A 23,506-nucleotide genomic window follows, 5' to 3' on the forward strand; every position below is an offset into this window, starting at 1 on the left:
GTCCAGCCGTCTGTTAGGTCCTGGATCCTTCTTGGGGTAACCTCGGGCGCGATGGTTACGCCTCGCCTACGTCTCGGTCAGCTCCTGGTCGACGCGCGGATGATCACCCAGGACGCCCTCGAGAGGACCCTGGAGCAGCAGCGTACGGATGGCCGGCGGCTGGGGACGCTCCTTGTCGAGCAAGGGCTCATCAACGAAACCCAGCTGACGCAGATCCTGTCGCACCAGCTCGCTGTCCCCTGGGTGTCGCTCCTGCACATCGAGTTCTCGCGGCAGCTGCTCAACCTCGTCCCGCACGACGTGGCCGAGCGTTACTGCCTCGTCCCGATCTACGTTCGCCACGTCCGCAACCAGGGCGAGACGCTGTACGTCGCGATGGACGATCCCACGAACGAGGACGGCATGAAGGAGTGCATGGCGTTCTCCGGTCTGCCCGTGCGCGCGATGATCGCTCCGCCGAGCGACATCCGGAACGCGATCCGGGTCTATTACGGAGCGCGCGCCCGCTCGGCGCCGCCGCCCGCGCCCGCGGCGAAGCAGGCCCAGGTGAGCGAGCCGCAGTCGCGGGCGCGCCCCGCCGACCCGCCGCCTTCGTCCGAGCTCTCCGGAGCGCCCGAGACCGCGCGCCACGCGGAGGACACGCCGCTGACGCCATCGACGCCGGAGCCCTTGCTGCTCACCAGGCCCGCGATGCGATCCGGGGCGCGGCTGGTCGAGGACGCGGGGCCGGCGATCGAGACCTCCGATGTCGACCCCTCCGACGTGGGCGTCATGGATGACGAGCTGGCGTGGGAAGCGCATCGCCCGGCGGCCAAGGAAGTCCGCAGCTCCCCGGAGGAGCGGCAGATCCGCGGCCGACCGGACGAGCGCTCACGGCCGACGTTGAAGGTCGCGCCGACGCCGGAGCTGCTCGCGGCGGCGCAGGCAGCACGATCCGCGCAGCCCGCGCAACCTGCGCAGCCAGCGCAGGCGCAGTTCACGCAGGCGGCGCAGGCGCAGTCCACGCAGGCGGCGCAGGCGCAGGCAGCGCAGCCGGAGCGCCGGAAGACGATGCGCCCGAGCTCCGCGCCTGGACCCGTCTCGGCGTCCGCCGGCGACGCGGCGCCGAGCATGGACGGGGCGCCAACGTCGAGCACGCCAGCCGCGGCCCTCCTCGGCGCGGTGCTCGGACGCGCCAGCGTCGCGGCGCGCACCATCCCGGAGAGCGTGCCCGACTACGGCGACGAGCCCCCGAGCGAGCGCGAGGTGCGCAACATCCCCGCGCCGCAAGGCCGCGGTCGCCGGCGGATGGTCTCGCTCACCCTGCTCGACGGGACGACGATCACGCTCCCCGCGCGCGGGTCCAAATCGCAGCAGCAGCAACCGCAGCAGCGGAAAGAAGCCCCGTCCCCCCGCGCCACCGCGCAGTCGGAGCCGCCTCCGCCTCCCACGGCGGACGACTCGGGCCTCACCGCGCGCGATCTGGTTTCCGCGCTGCGCGCGGTGTCGCACGGCGCCGACGCGAGCGAGATCCTCGGCAACAACGTGCGCTGGGAGGCGATGTTCGCCGCGCTCCTGTCGCTGATGCTGAAGAAGCACCTCATCGCCGACTGGGAGTTCGTCGACGAGCTGAAGAAGATCTGACGGGAAGCAGGAGCTCGGTCGCCGCTGCCGGCGCGCCGCGCGCGTCTTCGACGCGGCACCTGGCAGGTGGCGCGCTCGCGAACGGCGGCCGTCAGCGCGCCTCCCGCGCCGCGCCAGCGCGGATCAGCGCGTCGATGTCCCCCTCCGAGAAGCCCGCGTCGCGGAGCACGGCGCGCGTGTGCTCGCCGGCGCGAGGCGCCGGCGCGAACGCGACGCCCGCCGGCGTGACCGGCGTCCTCAGCTGGGGGATCCGGCCGCGTGGCGAGGCGATCTCGAACAGGAGATCGCGCGAGGCGAGGTGGGGATCCGCCGCGGCGCTGCGCGGATCGAGGACCGGCTCGAAGCAGCAATCGCGCTCGGCGGCGAAGGTCTCCCACTCGGCGCGCGTCCGCTCCCGAACGACGGCGGCCAGCTTGCGCTTGAGCTCGGCCTGGTGCGGCCCGGGGACGAGCGCGCTCGGGTCGGGATCGAGCCCGGCGCCCTCGCAGAACGAGGCCCAGAACTTCGGCTCCAGCGCGGCGAGGGCCATCGCGTGCCCGTCCTTCGAGAGGTAGGTGTTGTACGGCGCGAGCCCGCCGGTGAGCGGCTCGCCGCCCGCCCCGCGCGCTGTCTCCCTGGCCGCTTCGCCGCCGCTCGCGAGCGCGGCGGCGAGCGTGGGAAGGGCGAAGCCGAGCACGCCGTCGGTCATGGCGATGTCGAGCACCGCGCCCTGCCCGGTCCGCTCCCGCTCACGCAGCGCGGCGAGGATGGCGATCACGCACCACATCCCGCCGCTCATGTCGGCGACCTGGAAGCCTGGTACCTGCGGCGGCCCCTCGGCGGGCCCCTGCGCGCCGAGGATCCCCGCGCGCGCGATGTAGTTCAGATCGTGCCCCGCGCGCGCCGCCAGGGTGCCCGTCTGACCGTAGCCGGTCAGCGCGCAGACGATGAGCCGCGGGTTGTCCGCGCGCAGCGCCGCGTGACCGAGCCCGAGCCGATCGAGCACCCCCGGGCGGAACTGGTCGAAGAGCACGTCGTAGCCGGCGACGAGCCGGCGGAAGGCGTCGCGGCCCTCAGGCGTCTTCAGGTCGAGCAGGGCGCTGCGCTTGCCGCGGTTCAAGAGCTGGAACGCCGCGGACTCTCCGGCGACCTGCGGGGGGAGCTGGCGCAGGAAGTCCCCGCCGGCGACGTCCTCGACCTTGTCCACCGTGGCGCCGAGATCCGCGAGCACGAGGGTCGCGAAGGGGCCTGGCAAGAGCCTCGAAAGATCGAGGACGCGCGTGTCGGTGAGGGGACGCACGGCGGCTTTGCTGTCGTTGCGCGAGATCTGTCGAGGGATCGAGCGATCGAGGAATGATTGAGCGGGCGGCGCGCCGTGCGCAGAAGGCACCCGAGGTTGGCTGGGGCGGACGCACGGGCCGCGATCCACCAGTGAGCCGTTCGCCCGCGCCGCGCGCGGCGGCGCAGGTGGGCTCGCCCCCCGCTGGAGCCCGGATCAGCCCGCGTTGAGCTGGAACAGCTTCGGGAGCTTCATCGCGAGCATCTGGTTGCCCGTGACCTTCAGCTTGCCCGCGAAGAAGAGCTGCATCGAGTTGGCCTGCGGGTTCTCGTGCAGCTTCTGGAAATCCTCGCTGCTGAGCGAGATCGTGACATCCGCGTTGCCAGGGTTGCCCGAGGAGAGCTTGGGCCCGCTGTCGGACAGGTCGATCAGCCACTCGCCGCCGCCCTCGCCCGTCACGTTGATCTGGTACTTCCCGCCGATCTGCTTGGCCGCGTCCGAATGCTTCACCAGCGCAGCGGGCAGCTCCTCGTTGAACAGTTTCTGGATATCGACGGCCATGGATCGCCTCCGGATGTCGTGTGGGACGTGGTGACTCGAAATCGCCTGGATACCGAGCGCGGTTTACCCGTGCCCGCGCGCGGGAGTCAAGCGAAGCACGACGCCCGCGCGCTGTCTCCTCGCTCCGTCAGGGCAGCCCTGGCGCGCCGTCTCGTCGACCCATCAGGACAACCCTGGCGCTGGGTTCACGGTGGATGCGTCATGCGCGCGCGCGCGGCGCCTGCGCTGCGGGCCGGGGCGCCTTGTCGAGCGCGGATCGGATCGGGACCATCAGCAGGCGATCGATGGCGACGCGCTGATCGGCGGGCGGCGGGCTCTCCGGTATGCCCTGCATCAGCCGGAGGTCGCGGAGCGCGCCGCGATCGAGCGGGCCGAGCGATGCCCCCAGCCCGTCGAGCGGAGGCGTCATGGCGGGGAGCAGACAGACGAGGGAGATCTCGTTGGTACCCTGGCGTACCCACGTTCCCTGGTACACCGCGATCGCCTGCCCGAGCGCCTCCTGGAACACGAACGCGCGCCACTCGAGCGGCGCCGTCAGATCGAAGACGCGGCCGCCGGCGCGGAGCTCCCGGCTGTCGAGGCCGAGGGCGGCGCCGCGCGCGTCGGTCAGGAGGAAGCGATCGAGGCACCCAGGAGAGCGCAGCGTGAGCTCCTCGAGGAGCGCGGCGAGCGCCGCGGGGTTGAGCGAGATCGGCTCGCCGTCCGGGCCGATCGCCTCGAGCCCGACCTCGTCGGAGCCCACGACGGACGCGTGGTCGAGCAGCGAGGCGAAGGTGCGCCGCGAGGGGCCGTCGAAGCCGGTCCCGATGGAGGACATCCCGGCGCTGGAGCTGAGCAGAGCGACGATACGATCCCGGCGCGGCGTCGCGAGGAGCGTGACGCCGAACCGCTCGCGGGTGGTGAGCAGCACGTGCGGAGCAGCGCTGCCCTGGCTTCGAAGGAGCAGCTGATCGCCCTCGAGGCTCAGCCCGCGCCGGCTCGCCTGCGGAGGGGGCACGAGCTGGCGCCGTCTCCGCGCGAGCAGCGCGACCGCCGCCGTCACGAGGGCGACCGGCAACAGCGCACGGAATATCAGGCCGCGCGCGGTCACGACCAGCACGAGCGCGGCCAGGAAGAGCGGGATCGCCCAGCGCCGCCGGGTGTCCGTGCCCCTCGCTGGCGTCACGTCGGGAGCGGTCGCGTCGAACCACCGAGCCCGTGGGAAAGGCGTCACGGCGGCGTCGCTCGCCGGCTCGCCCGCGCGCTGCGTCGCCGGCCTGCCTGTCGCAGAGGGAGGCTCGTGGGCTCGGACCTCGATCGACGGGAGCATCGCGACGGACCCAAGCGGGTCCTTCTGGCCCTTCGCCTCGCGTCCCATCGCACCTCCACCCCGGCCGAAAGTTGGCGGTAGAATAGCATTGACCGAGGCAGGAGCGAGGGGACTTTGGGACAACGCGCTGCGTAGGGTGCTGCGCGTTGTTGACGGCCCGCTCTGTTACAACTGGTTACGACCGGTTACGACCTGCCGATGACGTCCCCGGCGGGTCGCGGATGGCGCGCGCTGCGACGTGTCACGCCGCGTGGCGACCCCTCTCGGCGACGAGGAACCCGACGAAGTCCGCTCGCATGCTTCCTCGAACTCGCGGTTTTCCGTACCCGAGATGGATAGCGCCCGCCCCGGAACGCCTGGCAACGCGGCGGATCCGGTCGAAGCGGAGGTAGCTCTCGGCCCTAGGCGCGGGGCCGATGGCGTACGACGCGCTCGCGAGGCGGACATGGAGGTTGTCGCCGCCTGCGTCGCTGTAGACAGCGATGCCCTGGAGGCCGGCCTCATGCAGCGATCGGAGGACTCACACGGCGATCTTGCCGCGGTCGGGGAAGAGGACCTTGCGGATCACGAGCCGGCCCTCTCACGCGAAATCGCCTCCGCGAACGGCCCGTCGCTCCGCCGCTCCGCGCCGAGCCTCGCCGCGCGCCCGACGGCGGGCTCGCCTGACGCGGGATCAGGCCCGCGAGAGTCTTTCCACAGGCCGAGCAAAAGGGTACGTCTGCCCTGTGCAGCGCCGCGATATCCCGCCCGAGCTCTCGTTCGCGGCCCTTCCCGTCGCCGAGCCTCGCGAGCTCACGGGCCCGCCGCCCTCGCGCCGCCAGCGGGGCGCCGAGCCGGAGGTGGTCTCGGTCGCGGAGCTGGATCGCCGGCTGAAGCGGATCCTCGAGGGGTCGACCGCGGACGTACGCGTCGAGGGCGAGATCTCGGGCCTGCGCGTCGTGGGCAGCGGCCACGCCTACTTCACGCTCAAGGACGAGAGCGAAGAGGCGGCCATCGACTGCGTGATGTACAGGACCGCGGCGCCGCGCGCGCGGAAGCTGCTCGCCGACGGCGCGCGCGTCGTGCTCACGGGCCGCGCCACGGTCTACGTGCCTCGGGGCCGGCTCCAGTTCTCCGCGGACGACGCGCGCCTCGCCGGCCGCGGCGCGCTCCTCGAGGCGCTCTTCCGCCTCAAGGAGAAGCTCGCCGTCGAGGGGCTCTTCGCGCCGGAGCGCAAGCGCAAGCTGCCCGTCGATCCGCAGATCATCGGCGTCGTCACGAGCGGCGACGGCGCGGCGATCCACGACATCGTGACCGTCGCGTTCCGCCGCGGCGGCGCGCGGCTGATCCTGGCGCGCACGCCGGTGCAGGGCGCCGGCGCCGGGCAGCGGATCGTGCGCGCGATCGCGCTGCTCGAGGAGTTCCCGGGCATCGAGGTGATCATCGTGGGGCGCGGGGGCGGCTCGGCCGACGACCTCAGCGCGTTCAACGAGGAGATCGTCGTCCGGAAGGTCGCGGCCGCGCGCGTGCCGATCGTGAGCGCCGTGGGGCACGAGATCGACGTCGCGCTGACCGACCTCGCCGCCGACGCGCGCGCCGCCACGCCCTCGCAGGCTGCAGAGATGCTCGTCGCGGACGCGGCCGCGCGGCGCGCGGCGCTGGAGCACCTCGAGGCGCGCATGCGCCGCGCGATCGCCCACCGGCTCCGGGGCGCTCGGGCCGATCTCGATCGGCAGCGCGCCCGGCTCGGCTCGCCGGCGCAGATCCTGGCGGAGCCCCAGCAGCGCATCGACGACGCCATGGCGAGGCTCCGGCGCCGCATGGAACGCATCCTCGTCGAGGACCGCGCCGCGCTCCAGCGCTCCGAGCGGAGGCTCGCCGCGCGCCACCCGCGCGCGGTGCTCGCGGGCGCCCGCGGGGCGCTCAGGCCGCTGTCGGTGCGCCTCTCCGCCGCCGCGCACCGCCACGTCGCCCTCCTGCGGGAGGGCTTCGCGGGCGACGTGGCCCGACTCGAGGCGATGTCGCCCCTCCGCGTGCTCGCGCGCGGTTACGCCATCGCGACGGACGCGTCGGGGCGCGCGGTCCGCGATCACCGCGAGGTCGCGCCGGGCGATCCGATCGCGGTGCGCGTGCACCACGGCGCGCTGCTCGCGCGGGTCGTCGTCACGGCAGGTCCGGACGAGCCGCTCGTCGAGGGCCACGCGCACGCGCCGGCAGCGGCGGCCGCGTCGGCGGCGGCGGCGCCCGCGCCGCCTTCGCGCCAGGGCGGCGGCCCGCGCGCCGCGTCCGGCCGCGCGCCGAGGCGCAAGAGGACGCAGCCCGGCGCGCCCGCGTGCGAGCAGCTCGGGCTCGGCTTCGCGGCCCAGGAGCACGCCCCGACCCTCGGTCGCGCGGGCGCCGCCGGCCAGGTCTCGGTGGGGCAGGGCGGCGCGGAGGCCGGCCCTGAGGAGAGGCACCATGTCGAACGCTGAGCGGCGAATGTTCGGTCTCGTGGGGCACCCGGTGGGCCACTCGGTCTCGCCGGCGATGCACTCGGCCGCGTTTCGGGCGCACCACCTGCCGCACATCTACAGCGCGTTCGACGTGCCCACCGGCGCGGAGCTCGCGCGCTTCGTCAGCGACATCCGGAGCGGCCTTATCTCCGGCGCGAACGTCACGATCCCGCACAAGCGCGCGATCATGTCGATGGTCGACGATGTGGACGCGAGCGCGGCCGACGTCGGCGCCGCGAACGTCCTCTGCGCGACGGAGGCGCGGCGCGTGACGGCGTACAACACCGACGTGGTCGCGCTCCGCGACGAGCTCGCGCTGCTCCTGGGATCCGCCCCGCCCCGCGGGGACGATCCGGAGGGGCCGTACGGCGCGCGCTCGAGCCCGCGCCAGCGCGCGGTGATCATCGGCGCTGGCGGCGCGGCGTTCGCGGCGATCGCCGCGTGCAAGATGCTCGGCTATCACCTCATCAGCGTGACCACCCGCTCGTGGACCGGCACCGAGGCGATGCTCGAGTCGCCCGCGGGGCAGCGCGCGTCCGAGCTCGGCGCGCTCACCGCGCCCTGGCCGATCCCGACCGACAGGTCGATCAGCAGCAAGTCCTCCGTGGCGCTGCGGCTCAACTGGAGCGAGTTCACCGTCGCTGCCGACCTGATCATCCAGGCCACGAGCGCCGGCATGCTCGGGGGGCCGCCCGGGGAGGAGGTCACGGGCATCATCCCGTGGGACGCGCTCTCGCCGAGCGTGTGCCTCTACGACCTCGTCTACAACCCCCCGGTGACGCCCTTCCTCCGGACGGCGCGCGAGAGAGGGCTCCGCGCCGCAGGCGGGCTCGGGATGCTGGTCGGCCAGGCGGCGCAGTCCTTCACGCTCTGGACCGGCCTCCCGGCGCCGGTCGAGGTGATGCGCGCCGCCGCCGAGGATTCGCTCAGGAAGGCAACCGGCGGTCGATGAGCTCGGACGGATCCCGACGGAATTTTCCGACCCACGACGCGCTCTCGTCCACGCCCGCGGCGCCCCGCGGGCAGGGCGCCGCGCTCGAGCACGCCTCGCCGTGGCCGCACGTCGAGGTGCGGGGCCAGCTCTCGATCGCGCGCAAGGAGTGGCTGCACACGAACGGCGCGGGGGCCTACGCGAGCTCGACGATCGCCTGCATGCACACCCGCCGCTACCACGGCCTGCTCGTCGCGGCCCTCGACCCTCCGCGGCGCCGGCACGTCATGCTCTCGCACGTCGACGCCTGCGTCCGCCCGGTCCGGCAGCAGGGCGCGCCGTCCGAGCGCCGCGCCTCGTGGCCACGGTGGGACCTCGCCAAGCACCAGTTCCCGGGCATCGATCCGGAGAGCAGCTCGTTCTACCTCGAGCGCTTCGATCAGGATCCGCTCCCGCGCTGGGCGTACGCCGTCCCGGGCGGCGAGCTCGAGGTGACGCTCGGCCTCGTGCGCGGCGAGAACGCCGCCGTCCTCCGCTATGCCTGGAGCGGGGCGGATCCGGTGATGCTGACGCTGCGCCCGCTCCTCGCCGCCCGCCACATCCACCAGCTGCTCCGCGAGAACGGCGGGATCTCCCAGAAGGTCGAGCTGCGCGCAGGGGCGGCGCGCGGCGAGCCCGGCTCGGGGCGCGACCGCCCCGTGATGGGCGAGGTCCGGGTGCAGCCGAACCGCGCGCTGCCGAGGATCTGCTTCCGCTACCAGGGCACGTTCGTCGGCTCGCAGGACTGGTGGCGACGCTTCGAGTACCTCGGCGAGCAGGATCGGGGCCTCGACTTCCTCGAGGATCTCTGGACGCCGGGCCATTTCGAGACGGTGATCGGCGCCGAGCCCGTTCACCTGCTCGTGGCGGTGGGCGCGCTGCCCGACGACGAGCCGGAGAACCTCCTCGCGGCGGCGAGCGCGGCGATCCGCGCCGAGGACCCGGGGCCCCGGCGCCCGCTGCTGGAGCGGAAGCTCTCCATCGCGGCCGAGGCGTTCCGCGCCGACGCGGCCGCGCGGCCCAGCGTCATCGCGGGCTACCCCTGGTTCGAGGTGTGGGGCCGCGACGCGCTCATCTCCCTGCCCGGCCTCTACCTCGTGCCGCGCAAGACCGAGGCCGCGATCCGCGTCCTCCGCGCGATGATCGACGCGATGCAGGACGGCCTCGTGCCGAACCGGCTCCCCGACGCAGGCGAGCCGGCGGACTTCCAAGCGGCCGACGCGACCCTCTGGCTGTTCGAGGCGGCTCGCCTGCTCGCGGACGTGGTCGGCGACACGCACCCGTTCGTGGCGGGCGAGCTGCTCGGCGCGCTCCGCGACGCGTTCGAGGCCGCCGTGCGCGGGACCCGGAACGGGATCCACGTCACCGCCGACGGCCTCTTCGCCGCCGGACGCCCGGGCGAGGGCGCCGTCGACGGGCTCACGTGGATGGACGCGCGCGTCGCGGGCCGCGCGGTGACCCCGCGTGCCGGTTGCCCGGTCGAGCTCACGGCGCTGTGGGCGAAGGGCTCGGAGACGCTCGCGCGCCTCGCGCGGGCCGCCGGCGACGCCCGCCTCGCGGGGCGGGCGGAGGCGGCCGCGAGCGCGGCGCGCCGGGGCTTCGCCGCCCGCTTCTGGTGCGAGGACACCGGCTACCCGTACGACGTCATCTCGGAGCACGCGGCGGGGGAGGGCGCGTTCCGCGACGCGTCGATCCGCCCCAACGCGCTGATCGCCGTCGCCGTGGATCCCGCCTGCTTCACGCCGGAGCGGGCCGCGTCGCTGCTCGATCGGGTCCGCCTGGAGCTCGTGACCCCCGCCGGCGTGCGCACGCTCTCGCCGGCCGATCCGGCCTACGCGCCCCGGTACCAGGGAGGCCCCGAGGCGCGCGACAGCGCCTACCACCAGGGCACGGCCTGGCCGTTCCTGCTCGGGTTCTACGCGCGCGCCGCCCGGCGCTTCTCCACGCTCGGCGAGCACGTGATCCCGCTGCTGCACCGGCTCGCGGCCTCCGCGGCCGCGAACGAGATCGCGCTCGGCCAGGTGCCCGAGGTCGCCTCCGGCGAGCCGCCGCACCACCCTGGTGGCAGCTTCGCGCAGGCCTTCAGCGTGGCGGAGCTCCTGCGCATCATCGCCTGGGATCTCCCTGCGCCGGAGCCAGGCGGCCCAGCCGGCGCGCCGCCGCGCTGATCCACGCTGGCCCGCGCCGCGCCGGCGCGGGCCGTCAGCCTTCGCGTTCCAGCGCCGATTCCTCGCGCAGCGCCTTGCCGCCTCGGGCGGTGAAGCGCAGCAGCTTCCCCGGATCCTCGGCCTCCATGGCGAAGGCCTCGACCTGCTCGAACAGCGCCTCGAGCTTTCGCGGACCACACGTGGGCAGGAAGCCACGGAGCACGCGTGGATCGTAGAACCGGAAATACTGCTGCTTGCCTGTTCTGCTCTCGACCAGGAGAAATCTGTGGAGGTGCTTCCGCACGTCGCTGAACGGGCGGTCGCTCGTCAGGAAGACGCCCCAGCAGTCGCCCCAGCCGCCGTCGACCAGGGCGTCGAGCAGCCTGGACCCGTGCGGGAGGCGCACCAGCGTGGGGCCGACGTCGGCGAGGATCTCGCCCTGGAAGCCGGTATAGAGCGAGGCGCTCTGCTCGCCCGCCTCGCCGAGCAGCAGCCGGATGCGCGGGTCCCGGGCGGCGTCGACCACCGCGAAGAGGGGCGAGCCCTCCTGCCGGAGCCGCGCCCGCGCCGACGCAGCGAACGGCGCCCCCGTCGCGCGCGCCGCGGTCCTCCGCGTGCGGCGCGAGGGCGGGGCGGGCTCGGTCGGCGCGCAGCGGCGGTTCGCCTCGCGGTGCATCACCGCGAACAGGGTCGCCCCCGCGCGGATCTCGTCGCCGTCACGGAGCGACACCTCGCGCGCCCGCTCGCGGTTGACCTGCGTCCCGTTGCGGCTCCCCAGATCGCGGAGCAGGTAGCCGCCGTCGATCTGCTCCACCGAGAAATGCAGGGCAGAGAGCTCACCGTCGCTCGTGATCGAGAGATCCGATTCAGGCGCGCGGCCAACGAGCAATGGACGGTCGCCAGGGATGCGGGCGCTCTGACCGGCCAGGGGGCCGGAGATGACCCGGAGGACGAACCCTGCTTCCTGGTCTTCGCTCATGGTCGTCTCCATCGCACAAGGCGCCGATGAGGCCGGCAACCAAGCGTAGAACACCGATCGGCGGGAAATCCACACGAAGGCGGGAGCCACGCGATGGACGATCGGAAGACTATCAAGCATTTCCCGCGTTCCAGGCGAGGCCTTCCGGCCGAGCCGCGCTTTGAAGCGGCATGCGCGGATTCCGCGTCCGCAGCCCTCGTGTCGCCGCCCGAGACAGCGAGGGTGCGACGCGCGCGGACGCATCAGCCGTGGCGGCCGCGCAGCGGCTCGAGGCGGAGCCAGCGGGCGACGAACGCCCGGTCCTCGGGGGCGAGCAGGCCGGTGATCCGAGCGGCCACGAGGTAGAGCCCCGTATAGAGCGGGGCGCCGAGCGCGAGGCAGAGCGCGGGCCGCCTGTCGGCCGCGCCCGTGAGCAGGAACGCGGCGAGCGGCGCGGCGGCCACGATCGCGGTGGCCGCGACGCGCCCGTAGTGGCCCCACGGGAAGACGCCGCGGAGGCCGACGCCGGAGAAGCGCGCGATGCAGACCACGGTCGAGGTGATCACGACCACCTGGGTCAGGACGGCCGAGAGCGGCGCGCCGACCATCCCGATCGTGGGCAGGAGGGCCAGGTTCGCCGCGGCGTTGAACACCATCGACAGCACCTGGATACGCAAGATCATCGACGTCTTTCCGAACGCCATCAGCGGGATCGCGTACGCCGTCACGCGCAGCGGCAGGAGCGCGGAGTAGATGCGAAACGGGACGGCGGCGCCGGCGTAGGCGTCGCCGTAGATGGTGCGCATGAGCGGCTCGGCGAGGAGGAGGAGGAACGCCGCGATCGGGAGCATGATCAGCGTCGTCTTGCGGATGCCCGAGTGCCACAGGTCGATCGCCGCCCTCGCGCCCTCCGCGGGCGTCCGCCCGTTCTCGACGCGGGCGACGAGGTCGGGGAGCATCGTCGAGGCGACGGAGTAGGCGAGGACGCTGACGAGCGGGAGCTCCTGCGCGCCGACGGCGAACTCCGCGTAGAGCCCCGCGCTGAAGAAGAGGCCGATGACGAACTTGTCGAGCTTCTGGTTGAAGAGGCCGGCGAAGCGCGTCACCGAGAGCGGGAACGCGTAGGCGAGCTGCGCCTTGACGCCGCCCGGGAACGGAGCCGCGGCGACGTCCTGGAACAGCCGCGCATAGAGCCGGTACGAGAGCCAGAGCCGGAGGGCCTGGGCCGCGCACTGGGCGGCCAAGATCCAGGCGATCGAGCACCCGAACGCCGCAGGGACGATCGCGCCCGCGGCGTTCGAGAGCGTGACGACCAGCGCGACGCCCGCGGACTTGCGGTGGTTGTTCGTGGCGATGAAGAGCGGGCCGAAGACGCTCGCCGGGTAGGCGATCAGGCTCATGAGGCCGATGAGCAGGAGGAGCTGCGTGACGCCCTCGCGGCCGTCGAGGAAGACGCTGGGGACCAGGGCGAAGGCCGAGAACGCGAGCGCGGAGAGCGCTCCGAGGCCGAGCAAGAGCAGCATGCTCTGCCGCACCAGCCCACGGAGCTCGGCGCGGGTCACCTTCGGCGCAAAGTAGAGGAACGACTCCGGCAGGTAGAGCTGCGCGAGATCGCGCCCCGTCATGAACAGCATCGTCGAGAACGCGAGCGTGCCGTATTCGGCCTTGCCGAGCAGGCGCACGACGAGGACACCCTGCACGAGGATGATGAGGGTGCTCACGAACTGCCCTCCGACGATCATCCCGATCCGGTCGGCGAGCGACGTCCCCTGCGCCTCGGCGGGCGCCGGCGCCTCCCGGGCGGCCTGCGGCGCGCTCGACGGCGCGCCTGGATCCACCCGGGCCGGCTGCTGGTGCTGCATGGCGGCTCGGTAGCACATCCTTGCCTGCGCGGCGGCCGCCGTGGCATGCGTGCCGCGATGCCTGATCAACTTCTCCAGGACCGGGAGGGCGGCGGCTTCGAGCGGGATCTCGAGGCGATCAACCGATACTACGCCGAGCGCTTCTTGCCGGCGAACCCCTGGGCGAGCCTGCTCAATACGTACCCGTACCTCGTCGCGCGCCAGCGGCAGCGCCGTATGCGCGAGGCGCTCGTCGCGTGCGGCGTGCGCACGCCCGAGGCGCTGCGCGAGATGTCGGTGCTCGACGTGGGCTGCGGAGCGGGCTCCAACCTGGCGTGGCTGGTCGAGCTGGGCGCGGACCCCTCACGCCTCACCGGCATCGATCTCATCGCGCAGCGCACCGACGTCGCGCGATCGCGCTTCGCCGGCATCCGCTTCATGGCGGGCGATTTCCTGAAGGCCGATGTCGGCGGGCCGTTCGACATGGTGATGATGCTCGCCGTGCTGTCGTCGGTGACCAACGCGGAGCTCAAGCGGCGCCTCATGGACAAGGCGATCGCCCAGCTCAAGCCGGGCGGCATCTTCTTCTTCTACGACGTGATCTCGCGGCGCCACGTGCCCGGCACGCCCGAGTACCAGCGCCTCACGTTCGCGGAGCTCGAGGGGTACGTCGCCCCACGAAAGCTGCGCTACTTCCGCAAAGATCTCCTGAGCCGCGGCGTCGCGGAGCGGCTCCTGCCGCGCGTGGGCGTGACCGTGACCGAGCTCGTCCAGGCGACCCGGCTGTTCAACATCGACGGGACCTTTGCCTATATGCGCGGCTGATCCACCGGATCGAGGGGTGGGGCAGCGCTCCGCGGCGAAGGCCTGGCTTGGCCCCCGGCGCGCGGCGCGCCGGGGGCGCCACGGCAAAGTGGCGAGCCGGGACGTGGCACCTCGAGAGCGGCGCCATCGGGCGGGGCCGTGTGTTATCACGCGCGCGGTTCCGACATGCCGCAGCGCCGCTTCCTGTTGATCAGCTACTTCTACCCTCCGCACGGCGGCGCGGGCGTGCAGCGCGCGCTGCACCTCAGCCGGATTGCGCCCTCCCTCGGGTGGGAGCCGGTGGTGCTCGCGTCCGGCGAGCGCGGCAAGACCGCGATCGATCGCTCGCTCCTCTCCAAGGTCCCGCACGGGGTCCGCGTGGAGCGCACGCGCGCCGCGGTCGGCTTCGGAACGCTCTTCGGCGCCCTGCCGGTCGACGCCTACCTCGGCTGGTTTCCCTTCGCCCTGCAGCGGCTCTCGACGATCCTCCGTGAGGAGCGGTTCGATCTCGTGTTCAGCACGTCGGCGCCCTTCACGGCCCACCTCCTCGGGGATCGCGCGCGCCGCGCGCTCGGCGTCCCCTGGGTGGCCGATTTCCGGGACCCGTGGACCGACAACAACTTCCTGCCGCTCTACCGCGGCGAGGGCCTGATCGCCCGGATGCGCCAGCGCGTGGATCGGCGCGTCGAGGAGCGCATCTTCGCGGGCGCCGACGCGGTGCTGGTCACGGCGGACCCGTTCCGCTCGCTGCTCGTCGAGCGGCGCGGCCTCCCTGAGGACAAGGTGCGCCTCGTGCGGAACGGCTTCGACGCGGACGATTTTGCCGAGCCGTACGCGCCCCGGCCGGACCGGGGCGGCCGCTTCCGCCTCCTCTTCGCGGGCAACATGTACGGCGACTACAACCTCGCCTCGGTGTTCCGCGCGGCCGAGCGGCTCCTGTCGCGGCGCGCCTTGCCGGGCTTCGAGCTCTGCATCGTGAGCCGCGCGGTCGCGTGGGCGGAGCGGGAGGGCAGGAAGTACCCGCACCTCCGGCCGCACCTCCGGATCGAGGCGCCGGTGCCGCACGACCAGATCGTGGCCCGCTACCGGGACGCCGACGCGCTCGTGCTGTGCGCGCTGGATCCGCTCTCGACGCCCGGCAAGCTGTACGAGTACATCGCCGCAGGCCCGCCGGTGCTCGCCTTCGTGGTGCCCGGGACCGACGCTGCGCTCGTGCTGTCGCGGACGGGGGCAGGGGAGGCGGTCTTCACGGACGACGTCGAGCTGGGGGCGCTGGCGATCGAGCGCGCCTACGATCGCTTCCGCCGCGGGGAGCCGCCCGCCCGGCGCGAGGACGAGATCGCGAAGCTCACGCGGCAGACGCAGGTCGCCGAGATCGTCGCGCTGTTCGAGCGCCTCGCCGAGGGGCGGCGCGGGGCGCAGGCGCGCTGAGCGCAGCGCGCGCCGGCCGCTACGCGTGCCGGCCCGAGGTCGCCGCGGCGGTGGCGACGGTGGCGCGGTAGAGCGCCTCGAACTGGTCGACGCACCGCTGCCAGTCCGCGCGCTCCACCGCCCACGCGCGCCCGCGCTCCGCGAGGCGCGGTCCGAGCTCGGGCTCGTCGAGCAGCCGGTCGAGCGCCGCGACGAGCGCCGCGTGGTCCGCGGCGGGGACCAGGAGCGCGCGATCGTGAGCGAGCACGCCCTCGTAGGCCGGCAGATCGCTCGCGATGATCGGCACGCCGAGCGCCGCGAGCTCGCAGAACGTGGACGGCACGCCGTCGACCTCCAGCAGCGAGACCGCCGCGTCGGCCATCACGTAGAGGCCAGGGAGCTCGCTGTACAGGCACGGCTCGGCGAACCTCACGCCGTCGCTGACGCCGAGCTCGCGCATCATCGACGTGAGCGTCTGCACGTACGGGAGCTCCTCGGGTCGGCCGTGAACCTTGATCACGAGGACGCCCTCCTTCGCCCAGCGGCTCGCGGCGAAGGCGCGGAGGATGCGATCGACGTGGTAGTGCGGCTTCGTCTGCCGCGGGCTCAGGAGGACGCGTTTGTCGGGCTCGATCCCGAGCGCGCGCCGGAAGCGCGCCGCCCCGGCGAGCGACCTTTGCCGCTCGTACGTCGCGAGATCCACGCCCCAGAGCACGATCTCGCAGGGGACGGCGCCGGCGCGCTCACCCATGCGCGCCCGCGCCCTCGCCAGCAGGGGCACGCTGTCGGCGCTGACGGCCGAGGCGTGGGACAGCACGTGGTCGACCCTCCGGACCGTCCGCCGCGACTTGTGGAGCACCTCCGGGTTGATGTCGGATCCCCACGCCGTGGCGACGATCGGCGGGCCCCCCCGCATCCTCGACCAGAGGTCGTGCCAGGGGCGCAGGAAGTTCAGGTGCACCACATCGACGCCGAGCTCGCGCACGCGCCGACGCGCCCAGAGGCGCCGGATCGCCTGTGGGATCAGGGAAGAAACGAGCCTCAGCTCCTCGCAGCGCTCCCCGTACTCGCGCTGGATGGCGGCCGCGACCCCGGGCGCGTCGCAGACGATGACCCGGTGGCCCCGGGCGGCGAGCGCGGCGCCGAGGCGGGCCTGCTGCGGGGCCCTTGGATCGCCGTGGAGGAGCACGGTCAGACGCACGCGGCGCGTGTACAGGACGGCCCCGCCCGCGTAAAGCGTCGCGCCGATGCTCGGTTACCCACGACTACCCTCGACGCGCTGGTCGTCGTGGGGTGACGCCAGCGTGCTCGCCGGTCGAATGTGCTGCGCGCGGGCGAGCGCTGGCGAGACAAATTTCCCCACCCGGGTGAAAAGGTCCCGCGGAACGTCGGCGCCCGTGCCGCTCAGGGCGCTGAACAGCCCGGTTCCGCCCTGGCGTGGTCTGGCATGAGACGTGCCAAATGGCAGGGGAAACCAAGCGCCAGCCACGTGCAGACCACGTGATGAGCAGCCACAGCCGGTCGGAACAGCGCGCACAGCGCGGCTGCCACCGCAGGAGATGACTCCATGTCCCAACGCGTCCTCCCCCCGTCGGTCGCGATCGCCTGGCACAGCCTGCCTGCCCCCGATGTGCTCTCCAGGATCGAGAGCGCCGAGGCCGGCCTCGCGGGCGACGAGGCCGCCCGGCGGCTCAAGGACGTCGGGCCCAACGTGATCCAGCGCGCGAAGGGCGACGGCCCGCTCAAGCTGCTCTTCCGTCAGATCAACGACCCGCTCATCTACGTGCTGCTCGCGTCGGCGGCCCTCGCGATGGCCATGGGCGAGGCGATCGACGGCGCGGTCGTGCTGGCGGTCGTGGTGCTCAACACGGCGATCGGCTTCGTCCAGGAGCTCCGCGCGGGCAAGGCGATCGAGGCGCTCGTCGACATGGTGCCCCAGACGGCCACGGTCGTGCGCGGCGGCCAGCGGAGCGTGATCCCCGCCGCCGACGTGGTCCCCGGCGACGTGGTGGTGCTCGACGCCGGCGACAAGGTCCCGGCTGACGCCCGGCTGCTCTCGGTGAAGAACCTCCACGTGGACGAGTCGGCGCTCACCGGGGAGTCGGTGCCGTCGGACAAACACGTCGCGCCGGTCCCCGAGGACGCCGGCGTCGGCGACCGCAAGAACCTCGCCTTCGGCGGGACGCTCGTGACCAGCGGCGCGGCCACCGCGGTGGTCGTCGCCACGGGCGCCGCGACCGAGCTCGGCCGCATCTCCTCGATGCTCCACGAGGCGACCGAGATCGAGACGCCGCTCACGCGCTCGATGGCCAAGGTCGGCCGCGTGCTGACCGTCGCGATCGTCGCGGTCGCGCTGCTCATCGTCGGGGTCGCGCTGCTCCGGGGCTACCCGCCGGTCGACGCGATGCTCGCGGGCATCTCGCTCGCGGTCGCCGCGATCCCGGAGGGGCTGCCCGCGATCATCACCATCTCGCTCGCCATCGGCGTGCAGCGGATGGCGCGGCGCCGCGCGGTGATCCGGAAGCTGCCCGCGGTCGAGACGCTGGGCAGCACGGGCGTCATCTGCTCGGACAAGACCGGGACGCTGACGCGGAACGAGATGACGGTCCGGGCCCTGTGGACGCCCGCCGCCGGCGCGCAAGGGGAGGCGGCGATCGAGCAGGCCGGAGCCGCGCTCGAGGTGACCGGCGTCGGCTACGCGCCCGAAGGCGAGCTCCGCCGCGACGGCGCGCCGGTCGGCGAGGTGCCCGAGGCGGTGCGCGCGCTGCTCCGCGCGGGGCTGCTCTGCAACGACGCCCGCATGACGCGCGAGGGGGACGCCTGTGGCATCGAGGGCGACCCGACCGAGGGCGCGCTCGTCGTCGCGGCCCAGAAGCTCGGCGTGGACGTCGAGGGGACGCGGCGGGAGCACCGCCGCGTCGATGTCGTCCCGTTCTCGTCGGAGCGGCAGCTCATGGCGACGCTCCACGAGGCCCCCGGCGGAGACCGGGTGATCTTCATGAAGGGGGCGCCCGAGGCGGTGCTCGGCCGCGTCGCGATCGGCGAGGCGGGGCGGGCCCAGGCGATGGCGCAGGTCGAGCAGATGGCGGCGCAGGGCATGCGCGTGCTCGCCGTGGCCTCGCGGCCGGCGGGCCGCGACGTGGCCTCGCTCGACGAGGAGCACCTCCCGGAGGGGTTCGAGCTCCTCGGCCTGGAGGGGATGATCGACCCGCCACGGCCCGAGGCGATCGACGCGATCAAGGCGTGCCACGCGGCCGGGATCACCGTGAAGATGATCACGGGCGATCACCTGGCGACCGCGCGGGCGATCGGCGGGCAGCTCGGGCTCGTGCCCGACGGGGCGCGCGCGATGAACGGCACCGAGCTCTCGCGGCTCTCGGAGGGCGAGCTGCGCGCGGCGGCGACGTCCACGCACGTGTTCGCGCGCGTCGCGCCCGAGCACAAGCTCCGCCTGGTGAAGGCGCTGCAGGCCGAGGGGAAGGTCGTCGCGATGACCGGCGACGGCGTGAACGACGCGCCCGCGCTCAAGCAGGCGGACATCGGCGTGGCCATGGGGATCACGGGGACCGCGGTGTCGAAGGAGTCCGCCGACGTCGTGCTGACGGACGACAACTTCGCGAGCATCCGGGCGGCGGTCGAGGAGGGGCGCCGCGTCTATGACAACCTGGTCAAGGCGCTCGCGTTCGTGCTGCCGACGAACCTGGGCGAGGCGCTGATCCTGCTCGTTGCGGTGATGACCTTCCCGATCGTCGGGGGCGCGCCGCTCATGCCGATCACGGCCGTGCAGATCCTCTGGGTCAACCTGGTCGCCACGGTGGCGCTCTCCCTGCCGCTCGCGTTCGAGGCGATGGAGAAGGACGTGATGAGCCGCCCGCCCCGGGATCCGGGCGAGCCGATCCTGAGCCGGTTCGTGCTCGTGCGTACGGCGATCGTCGCGGTCCTCATGACGGCCGGGGCGATCGGGCTGTTCTTTTACGAGTACATCACGGAGGTGCGCGGCGGCGTCGTCTCGGAGATCGCCTACCGCGAGGCCCAGACCGCGGCGGTCACGACGGTCGTGCTGTTCCAGATCTTCTACGTGCTCAACTGCCGGTCGCTGCGCGATTCGATGCTGAAGATCGGGCTCTTCTCGAATCCCTGGGTCTACGTCGGGATCGGCGCGCTGCTCGCGCTGCAGCTCTGCTTCGTCTACGTGCCGTTCATGCACACGCTGTTCGGCTCGGCGCCGCTCTCGCTCGACGCGTGGGTGAAGTCGACGCTGGTGGCGATGTCGATCCTGCCTGTGATGAGCGCCGAGCGGTGGTGGCGCACACGCCGGGCGCGGCGCTCGGCGGAGCGCGAGCGCAGGTCCGACGCGTCCGACGTGGGCGGCGTCGCGGGCGCGATGGCGAACCGCGGCGCGTAGGTATCGTGGAACCGTAGATCAATGACAGCGGCGATACCGAGCGCCGGCCGCGCCCGCGGCTCCGTCAAAACGCTGGTGCTGCGCCGAGTACCACGGCATCATCCTCGGTCGAGATGATCTACCTCGTCGCCGCGACGCGCCCGAACTTCATGAAGCTCGCCCCCATCTGCCGCGCCCTCAAGGCGCGCCGTCTACCGATGCGGCTGCTCCACACGGGGCAGCACTTCGACACGACGATGAGCGATGTGTTCTTCCGGGATCTCGGCCTGCCGACGCCGGATCACACGCTCAAGGCAGGCGGCGGCTCGCACGCCCAGCAGACCGCGGCGGTCCTCGTCGGCGCCGAGGCCGACATGATCGAGCACCGGCCCAAGGTGGTTGTCGTCGTCGGGGACGTGACCAGCACCCTCGCGGGCGCGCTCGCGGCGTCCAAGCTCGGAATTCCCGTCGTCCACGTGGAGTCCGGGCTGCGCTCGCGCGACTGGACGATGCCCGAGGAGATCAACCGCATCCTCACCGACCAGCTCTCCGATCTCCTGCTCACCCCCTCTCACGACGCCCACCCCAACCTGCTCGCGGAGGGCATCCCGCCCGAGCGAATCCGGTTCGTCGGCAACGTGATGATCGACTCGGTGCACTACGCCCTCAAGCGCCAGACGGACGCGCTCTCGCGCTTCGGGCTCGAGCCGAAGAAGTACGCGATCGCGACGCTCCACCGCCCGGCCAACGTCGACAGCGCCGAGCGGCTCGCCGAGACGCTCGACGCGCTCGAGGCGATCGCGCAGCGCCTGCCGACCGTGTTCCCCGTCCACCCGCGCACCGTCGCCCGCGCCGAGTCCTTCGGGCTGTCGGCGCGCCTCCGCGAGACGAAGGGGCTCCGGATCATGGAGCCGCTCGGATACGACGATTTCGTGACCGTGATGGGCAATGCGCTGCTCGTCGCCACCGACTCCGGCGGCATCCAGGAAGAGACGACCGCGCTCGGCATCCCGTGCCTCACGATGCGTCAGGGCACCGAGCGGCCCATCACCGTGACGCAGGGCACGAACATCGTCGTCGGGCTCGACGCCGCGCTCATCGCGCGCGAGGTCGACGCCATCCTCGACGGCCGCGCCAAGCGAGGCTCCGTGCCCGAGGGGTGGGACGGCAAGACCGGCGAGCGCATCGCCGACGCGCTGGAAGCGTTCCTCGCGGGGGATCCGCCGCCCAAGACCGCTGGCCCGCGCGCCTGAGCTCACCGCCCATCGTCGCTCGCCGCGGTGCCGGAGCGACGGGCGCGACTGAAGCGACGGACGCGACGGACGCGACGCCGAGCGCAGGATGCACCACGGGCGCTCACCGCGCCGCCACATCGCTTCTTCCGTGGCCTACGTGGGAGTCGCGCCGCTCGCACGACCACACTCCCCACAACCCCCGACCAAACAGCGCTCCATGGCCCAGAGCGCTCTGGGTTGTGCTTGTTTATCGATGAACAGCCCCGGTATATAGTTGTATCGTGGCAAGAAATTTTCGACCTGGCGTGGAGTGGGCGGATCGAGGGCGAGGTCAACGAGGTTTCTCGCTCGTCGAGGTGATGGTCGCGGGCGGGGTCGTGGCGATCCTGGCCGCCCTGGGGACCCAGGGGGTGTCCAGGTACCTCGTGTTCGCCAAATCGGCCGAGGCCAAGCAGACGATCGGCGGCATCGCCAGGGCCGTCGTCGGTTCGGCCGAGCGCCTCCAGGCCATGTCGGGCACCGCGGCGGTCCAGCCGCTGTGCAGCGATGCGGTCACCGTGCCCAACGCGTTCTATCATGTCCAGGGGCACAAATATCAGCCCGATCCCAGGCCGGGTGTGGACTACAACACCGGGAGTCCGACCGTTGGCTGGAAGTGCCTTGCGTTCTCGATCAGCCACCCTCAGTCGTACCAGTATCGATATCGGCTCGGTGGCTCTCCCATGCCCGTCTCCGTCAACCATTTCCCGGAGGACGTGCCGGTGGATCGCAGGTGGGCCGCCTATGCGCGAGGCGACCTCGACGGGGACAATACGCACGCGTGGTTCGCGCTGGATGGCTACATGAAGGACGGGCAGGTGGTGTTCGCCAGCACGATCGGCACCATCGACCCGGACGAGTAGGCGGCGCCGCCATGGACACCGCAGCTCTCCACACGCTCTTCGGTGCCCTCTCGTCGCGCCGCGGCGGCGAGAGCACCGCCATCGAGCTCCCGGGCGCGGACCTCGCGGCCGCGCACCTGCGTTGCGCCGACCTCCAGGGCGCGAACCTCGCGGGCGCGCGCCTCGACGGGGCCAAGCTCACCGGCGCGAACCTCGGGGGGGCGCGGCTCGACGCCGCGTCGCTCGTCAACGCCGATCTCACCGGGGCCGACCTGCGCTGGGCCGATCTCTCGGGGGCGCTGCTCGGCGGGGCGCTGCTCGCGGCCGCGGATCTGCGCGGGGCCAAGCTCCCGCGCTCGTTCCCCTCGGCGGGGTCGCTCGTGGGCGCGCGCGTCGATCCGTCGGCGTGCGCGCGCTCCGGCTTCGACGAGGAGGCCATCCTGGCGCTGGCGAGCGCGGGCGCGTCCTTCGACGACGTCGCGTCGTTCCCTTCGCCGCTGCGCGACGCCCTCGCGAGCGCCGACGCGGTCCCCGAGAGCGCAGCGCGGAGCCGTCGCCCCGCGGCGCCTGACTCGCGGCGGATGGAGGCGGCGCCTGACTCGCGGCGGGTGGAGGCGGCGCCTGACTCGCGGCGGGTGGAGGCGGCGCCTGACTCGCGGCGGGTGGAGGCGGCGCCTGACTCGCGGCGGATGGAGGCGGCGCCGGAGTCGCGGCGGGTGGAGGCGGCGTGGTCATCGCAACGGATCTCGGCGCCACCCGAGTCGCAGCGGATACCCGAGTCGCAGCGGATGCCCCCCGCGACCGACGTTCCCCGCCAGGGCGTGGCGATCAGCGCCTCGCGCCGCGCTGCCGGTGAGCGCGAGGCTCCGGCGGTCCGCCGCGCCGCCGTGTCCGGTGGCCCTGGGAGGGCGCCGGACGCGCCCCAGCTCGCGCGGTCGACCGAGCTGCGCCTCGCGCTCGCCGGCGGCGCATTGCTCCTCGTCCTCGCGGCCGCCGTCGCCCTGGCGAAGATCCCTCCGCGCGGCCTCCTCCTGGCAGCGCACGCCGGCAGCGCGCTGGGCGCGGCGCTCTTGACGTTCGCGCTGCCTCTCGTCGGCGTCGAGCGCAACGCCCCGCGTTCCCTGGGCGCCCGCCTCGTGCTCGCCGCGTTCGCCGCGACGCTCGTTTATGGGCTCGATCCGTCGCGCCTCGCGGTCTTCCGGCTGCGCGCCACGCTCGTCTCGGGCGACGCGGCGCAACGGTCCACCGCCGTACGCCTCCTCGCGCGGAGCGGTCACCGCAGCTTCGACGGGCTGGATCTGTCGGGACTCGATCTCTCCCGCGCCGATCTCGGCCAGAGCAGCTTCCGGAACGCGCGCCTCGCCGGGGCGGACCTCTCGGGCGCCGCGCTGATGGAGTCGACCTTCGGATCCGCCGATCTGACCGCTGCCAACCTCCGAGGTGCAGACCTCACCGGGACCGACGCCGAACAGGCGACCGGCTGGGAGCTCGCGGCGTGCGATGCGGCGACGGAGCTGCCCGAAGAAGGCGTGTGCCTGCTGGGACACCCGGTGCGGGCAAATCAGCCCTCGGGCGACACCACCGCGCGCTCCGCGCACGAGGGCGCCGCGCCGGCGGGGGCGCTGTAGCGAGCGGCGCATCGACGGTCGCGGGC

General features: G+C 73.1%; 17 protein-coding genes. 10 read left to right on the forward strand and 7 right to left on the reverse strand.

Annotation, left to right across the window (positions count from 1 at the left end; genetic code table 11):
* The first annotated feature begins 51 nt into the window (after positions 1–51).
* Positions 52–1,623 carry a hypothetical protein gene (locus WME97_RS13485; protein WP_437552304.1) on the forward strand — a complete coding sequence of 524 codons (1,572 nt, stop codon included), beginning with the start codon at positions 52–54 and terminating at the stop codon, positions 1,621–1,623.
* A 91-nt stretch (positions 1,624–1,714) separates the two neighbouring features.
* Here the strand turns inward: WME97_RS13485 and WME97_RS13490 are convergent, their stop codons facing one another.
* From WME97_RS13490 to WME97_RS13505, 4 genes are all read right to left on the reverse strand, one after another.
* Positions 1,715–2,902 carry a CaiB/BaiF CoA transferase family protein gene (locus tag WME97_RS13490; protein WP_437552305.1) on the reverse strand — a complete coding sequence of 396 codons (1,188 nt, stop codon included), beginning with the start codon at positions 2,900–2,902 and terminating at the stop codon, positions 1,715–1,717.
* Between the two features lie 195 nt (positions 2,903–3,097).
* Positions 3,098–3,442 carry an SCP2 sterol-binding domain-containing protein gene (locus WME97_RS13495; RefSeq protein ID WP_012235105.1) on the reverse strand — a complete coding sequence of 115 codons (345 nt, stop codon included), beginning with the start codon at positions 3,440–3,442 and terminating at the stop codon, positions 3,098–3,100.
* A gap of 199 nt (positions 3,443–3,641) precedes the next feature.
* On the reverse strand, positions 3,642–4,799 hold the full coding sequence (locus WME97_RS13500) for an IMP dehydrogenase (RefSeq protein ID WP_437552306.1): 1,158 nt from the start codon (positions 4,797–4,799) through the stop codon (positions 3,642–3,644).
* A gap of 193 nt (positions 4,800–4,992) precedes the next feature.
* On the reverse strand, positions 4,993–5,259 hold the full coding sequence (locus tag WME97_RS13505) for a biotin carboxylase N-terminal domain-containing protein (RefSeq protein ID WP_437555382.1): 267 nt from the start codon (positions 5,257–5,259) through the stop codon (positions 4,993–4,995).
* A gap of 217 nt (positions 5,260–5,476) precedes the next feature.
* Between WME97_RS13505 and xseA the strand changes: the two genes are divergently transcribed.
* From xseA to WME97_RS13520, 3 genes are read left to right on the forward strand one after another with little or no spacing between them, the layout of a single operon-like run.
* Positions 5,477–7,201: an exodeoxyribonuclease VII large subunit gene (gene xseA / locus WME97_RS13510; RefSeq protein ID WP_437552307.1), complete on the forward strand. Its 1,725-nt coding sequence runs from the start codon at positions 5,477–5,479 to the stop codon at positions 7,199–7,201.
* Entirely contained in the window at positions 7,188–8,174 is a 987-nt protein-coding gene (locus tag WME97_RS13515; protein ID WP_437552308.1) for a shikimate dehydrogenase family protein, read from the forward strand. The genes xseA and WME97_RS13515 overlap by 14 nt, the downstream gene beginning before the upstream one ends.
* On the forward strand, positions 8,171–10,360 hold the full coding sequence (locus WME97_RS13520; protein ID WP_437552309.1) for an amylo-alpha-1,6-glucosidase: 2,190 nt from the start codon (positions 8,171–8,173) through the stop codon (positions 10,358–10,360). The genes WME97_RS13515 and WME97_RS13520 overlap by 4 nt, the downstream gene beginning before the upstream one ends.
* A gap of 34 nt (positions 10,361–10,394) precedes the next feature.
* On the opposite strand, the gene WME97_RS13525 is transcribed toward WME97_RS13520, so the two are convergent.
* Positions 10,395–11,318: a DUF4123 domain-containing protein gene (locus tag WME97_RS13525; RefSeq protein ID WP_437552310.1), complete on the reverse strand. Its 924-nt coding sequence runs from the start codon at positions 11,316–11,318 to the stop codon at positions 10,395–10,397.
* A gap of 242 nt (positions 11,319–11,560) precedes the next feature.
* A complete protein-coding gene (locus tag WME97_RS13530) occupies positions 11,561–13,159 on the reverse strand; it encodes a lipopolysaccharide biosynthesis protein (RefSeq protein WP_437552311.1) in 1,599 nt (532 codons plus the stop codon).
* Between the two features lie 57 nt (positions 13,160–13,216).
* On the opposite strand from WME97_RS13530, the gene WME97_RS13535 reads away from it, so the two are divergent.
* Together WME97_RS13535 and WME97_RS13540 are read left to right on the forward strand one after the other, a co-directional pair.
* On the forward strand, positions 13,217–13,963 hold the full coding sequence (locus tag WME97_RS13535; protein WP_437552312.1) for a class I SAM-dependent methyltransferase: 747 nt from the start codon (positions 13,217–13,219) through the stop codon (positions 13,961–13,963).
* Between the two features lie 165 nt (positions 13,964–14,128).
* Complete coding sequence (locus tag WME97_RS13540) at positions 14,129–15,373, forward strand: glycosyltransferase family 4 protein (protein WP_437552313.1); 1,245 nt, start codon at positions 14,129–14,131, stop codon at positions 15,371–15,373.
* Positions 15,374–15,392: 19 nt separating this feature from the next.
* Here WME97_RS13540 and WME97_RS13545 read toward each other — a convergent pair whose 3' ends face one another.
* Complete coding sequence (locus WME97_RS13545; RefSeq protein ID WP_437552314.1) at positions 15,393–16,553, reverse strand: glycosyltransferase family 4 protein; 1,161 nt, start codon at positions 16,551–16,553, stop codon at positions 15,393–15,395.
* A 366-nt stretch (positions 16,554–16,919) separates the two neighbouring features.
* On the opposite strand from WME97_RS13545, the gene WME97_RS13550 reads away from it, so the two are divergent.
* From WME97_RS13550 to WME97_RS13565, 4 genes are all read left to right on the forward strand, one after another.
* Positions 16,920–19,757: a cation-translocating P-type ATPase gene (locus WME97_RS13550; protein WP_437552315.1), complete on the forward strand. Its 2,838-nt coding sequence runs from the start codon at positions 16,920–16,922 to the stop codon at positions 19,755–19,757.
* A 113-nt stretch (positions 19,758–19,870) separates the two neighbouring features.
* Entirely contained in the window at positions 19,871–20,989 is a 1,119-nt protein-coding gene (wecB, locus tag WME97_RS13555) for a non-hydrolyzing UDP-N-acetylglucosamine 2-epimerase (RefSeq protein WP_437535334.1), read from the forward strand.
* 263 nt (positions 20,990–21,252) lie between these two features.
* The gene (locus tag WME97_RS13560) at positions 21,253–21,873 is read left to right on the forward strand and encodes a pilin (protein WP_437552316.1); all 621 of its coding nucleotides are present in this window, start codon (positions 21,253–21,255) and stop codon (positions 21,871–21,873) included.
* A gap of 11 nt (positions 21,874–21,884) precedes the next feature.
* On the forward strand, positions 21,885–23,480 hold the full coding sequence (locus WME97_RS13565) for a pentapeptide repeat-containing protein (RefSeq protein WP_437552317.1): 1,596 nt from the start codon (positions 21,885–21,887) through the stop codon (positions 23,478–23,480).
* Positions 23,481–23,506 lie beyond the last annotated feature (26 nt).

Origin of the sequence: Sorangium sp. So ce367 (assembly GCF_051520455.1) — a bacterium.
Taxonomy (GTDB): domain Bacteria; phylum Myxococcota_A; class Polyangia; order Polyangiales; family Polyangiaceae; genus Sorangium; species Sorangium cellulosum_B.

Coding starts and splice junctions, on each gene's coding strand:
- WME97_RS13515 (WP_437552308.1), top strand. CDS start 7,188: ATGTCGAACGCTGAGCGGCGAATGTTCGGTCTCGTGGGGCACCCGGTG.
- WME97_RS13495 (WP_012235105.1), bottom strand. CDS start 3,442: ATGGCCGTCGATATCCAGAAACTGTTCAACGAGGAGCTGCCCGCTGCG.
- WME97_RS13540 (WP_437552313.1), top strand. CDS start 14,129: ATGCCGCAGCGCCGCTTCCTGTTGATCAGCTACTTCTACCCTCCGCAC.
- WME97_RS13500 (WP_437552306.1), bottom strand. CDS start 4,799: ATGGGACGCGAGGCGAAGGGCCAGAAGGACCCGCTTGGGTCCGTCGCG.
- WME97_RS13525 (WP_437552310.1), bottom strand. CDS start 11,318: ATGAGCGAAGACCAGGAAGCAGGGTTCGTCCTCCGGGTCATCTCCGGC.
- wecB (WP_437535334.1), top strand. CDS start 19,871: ATGATCTACCTCGTCGCCGCGACGCGCCCGAACTTCATGAAGCTCGCC.
- WME97_RS13485 (WP_437552304.1), top strand. CDS start 52: ATGGTTACGCCTCGCCTACGTCTCGGTCAGCTCCTGGTCGACGCGCGG.
- WME97_RS13530 (WP_437552311.1), bottom strand. CDS start 13,159: ATGCAGCACCAGCAGCCGGCCCGGGTGGATCCAGGCGCGCCGTCGAGC.
- WME97_RS13550 (WP_437552315.1), top strand. CDS start 16,920: ATGTCCCAACGCGTCCTCCCCCCGTCGGTCGCGATCGCCTGGCACAGC.
- WME97_RS13565 (WP_437552317.1), top strand. CDS start 21,885: ATGGACACCGCAGCTCTCCACACGCTCTTCGGTGCCCTCTCGTCGCGC.
- WME97_RS13535 (WP_437552312.1), top strand. CDS start 13,217: ATGCCTGATCAACTTCTCCAGGACCGGGAGGGCGGCGGCTTCGAGCGG.
- WME97_RS13520 (WP_437552309.1), top strand. CDS start 8,171: ATGAGCTCGGACGGATCCCGACGGAATTTTCCGACCCACGACGCGCTC.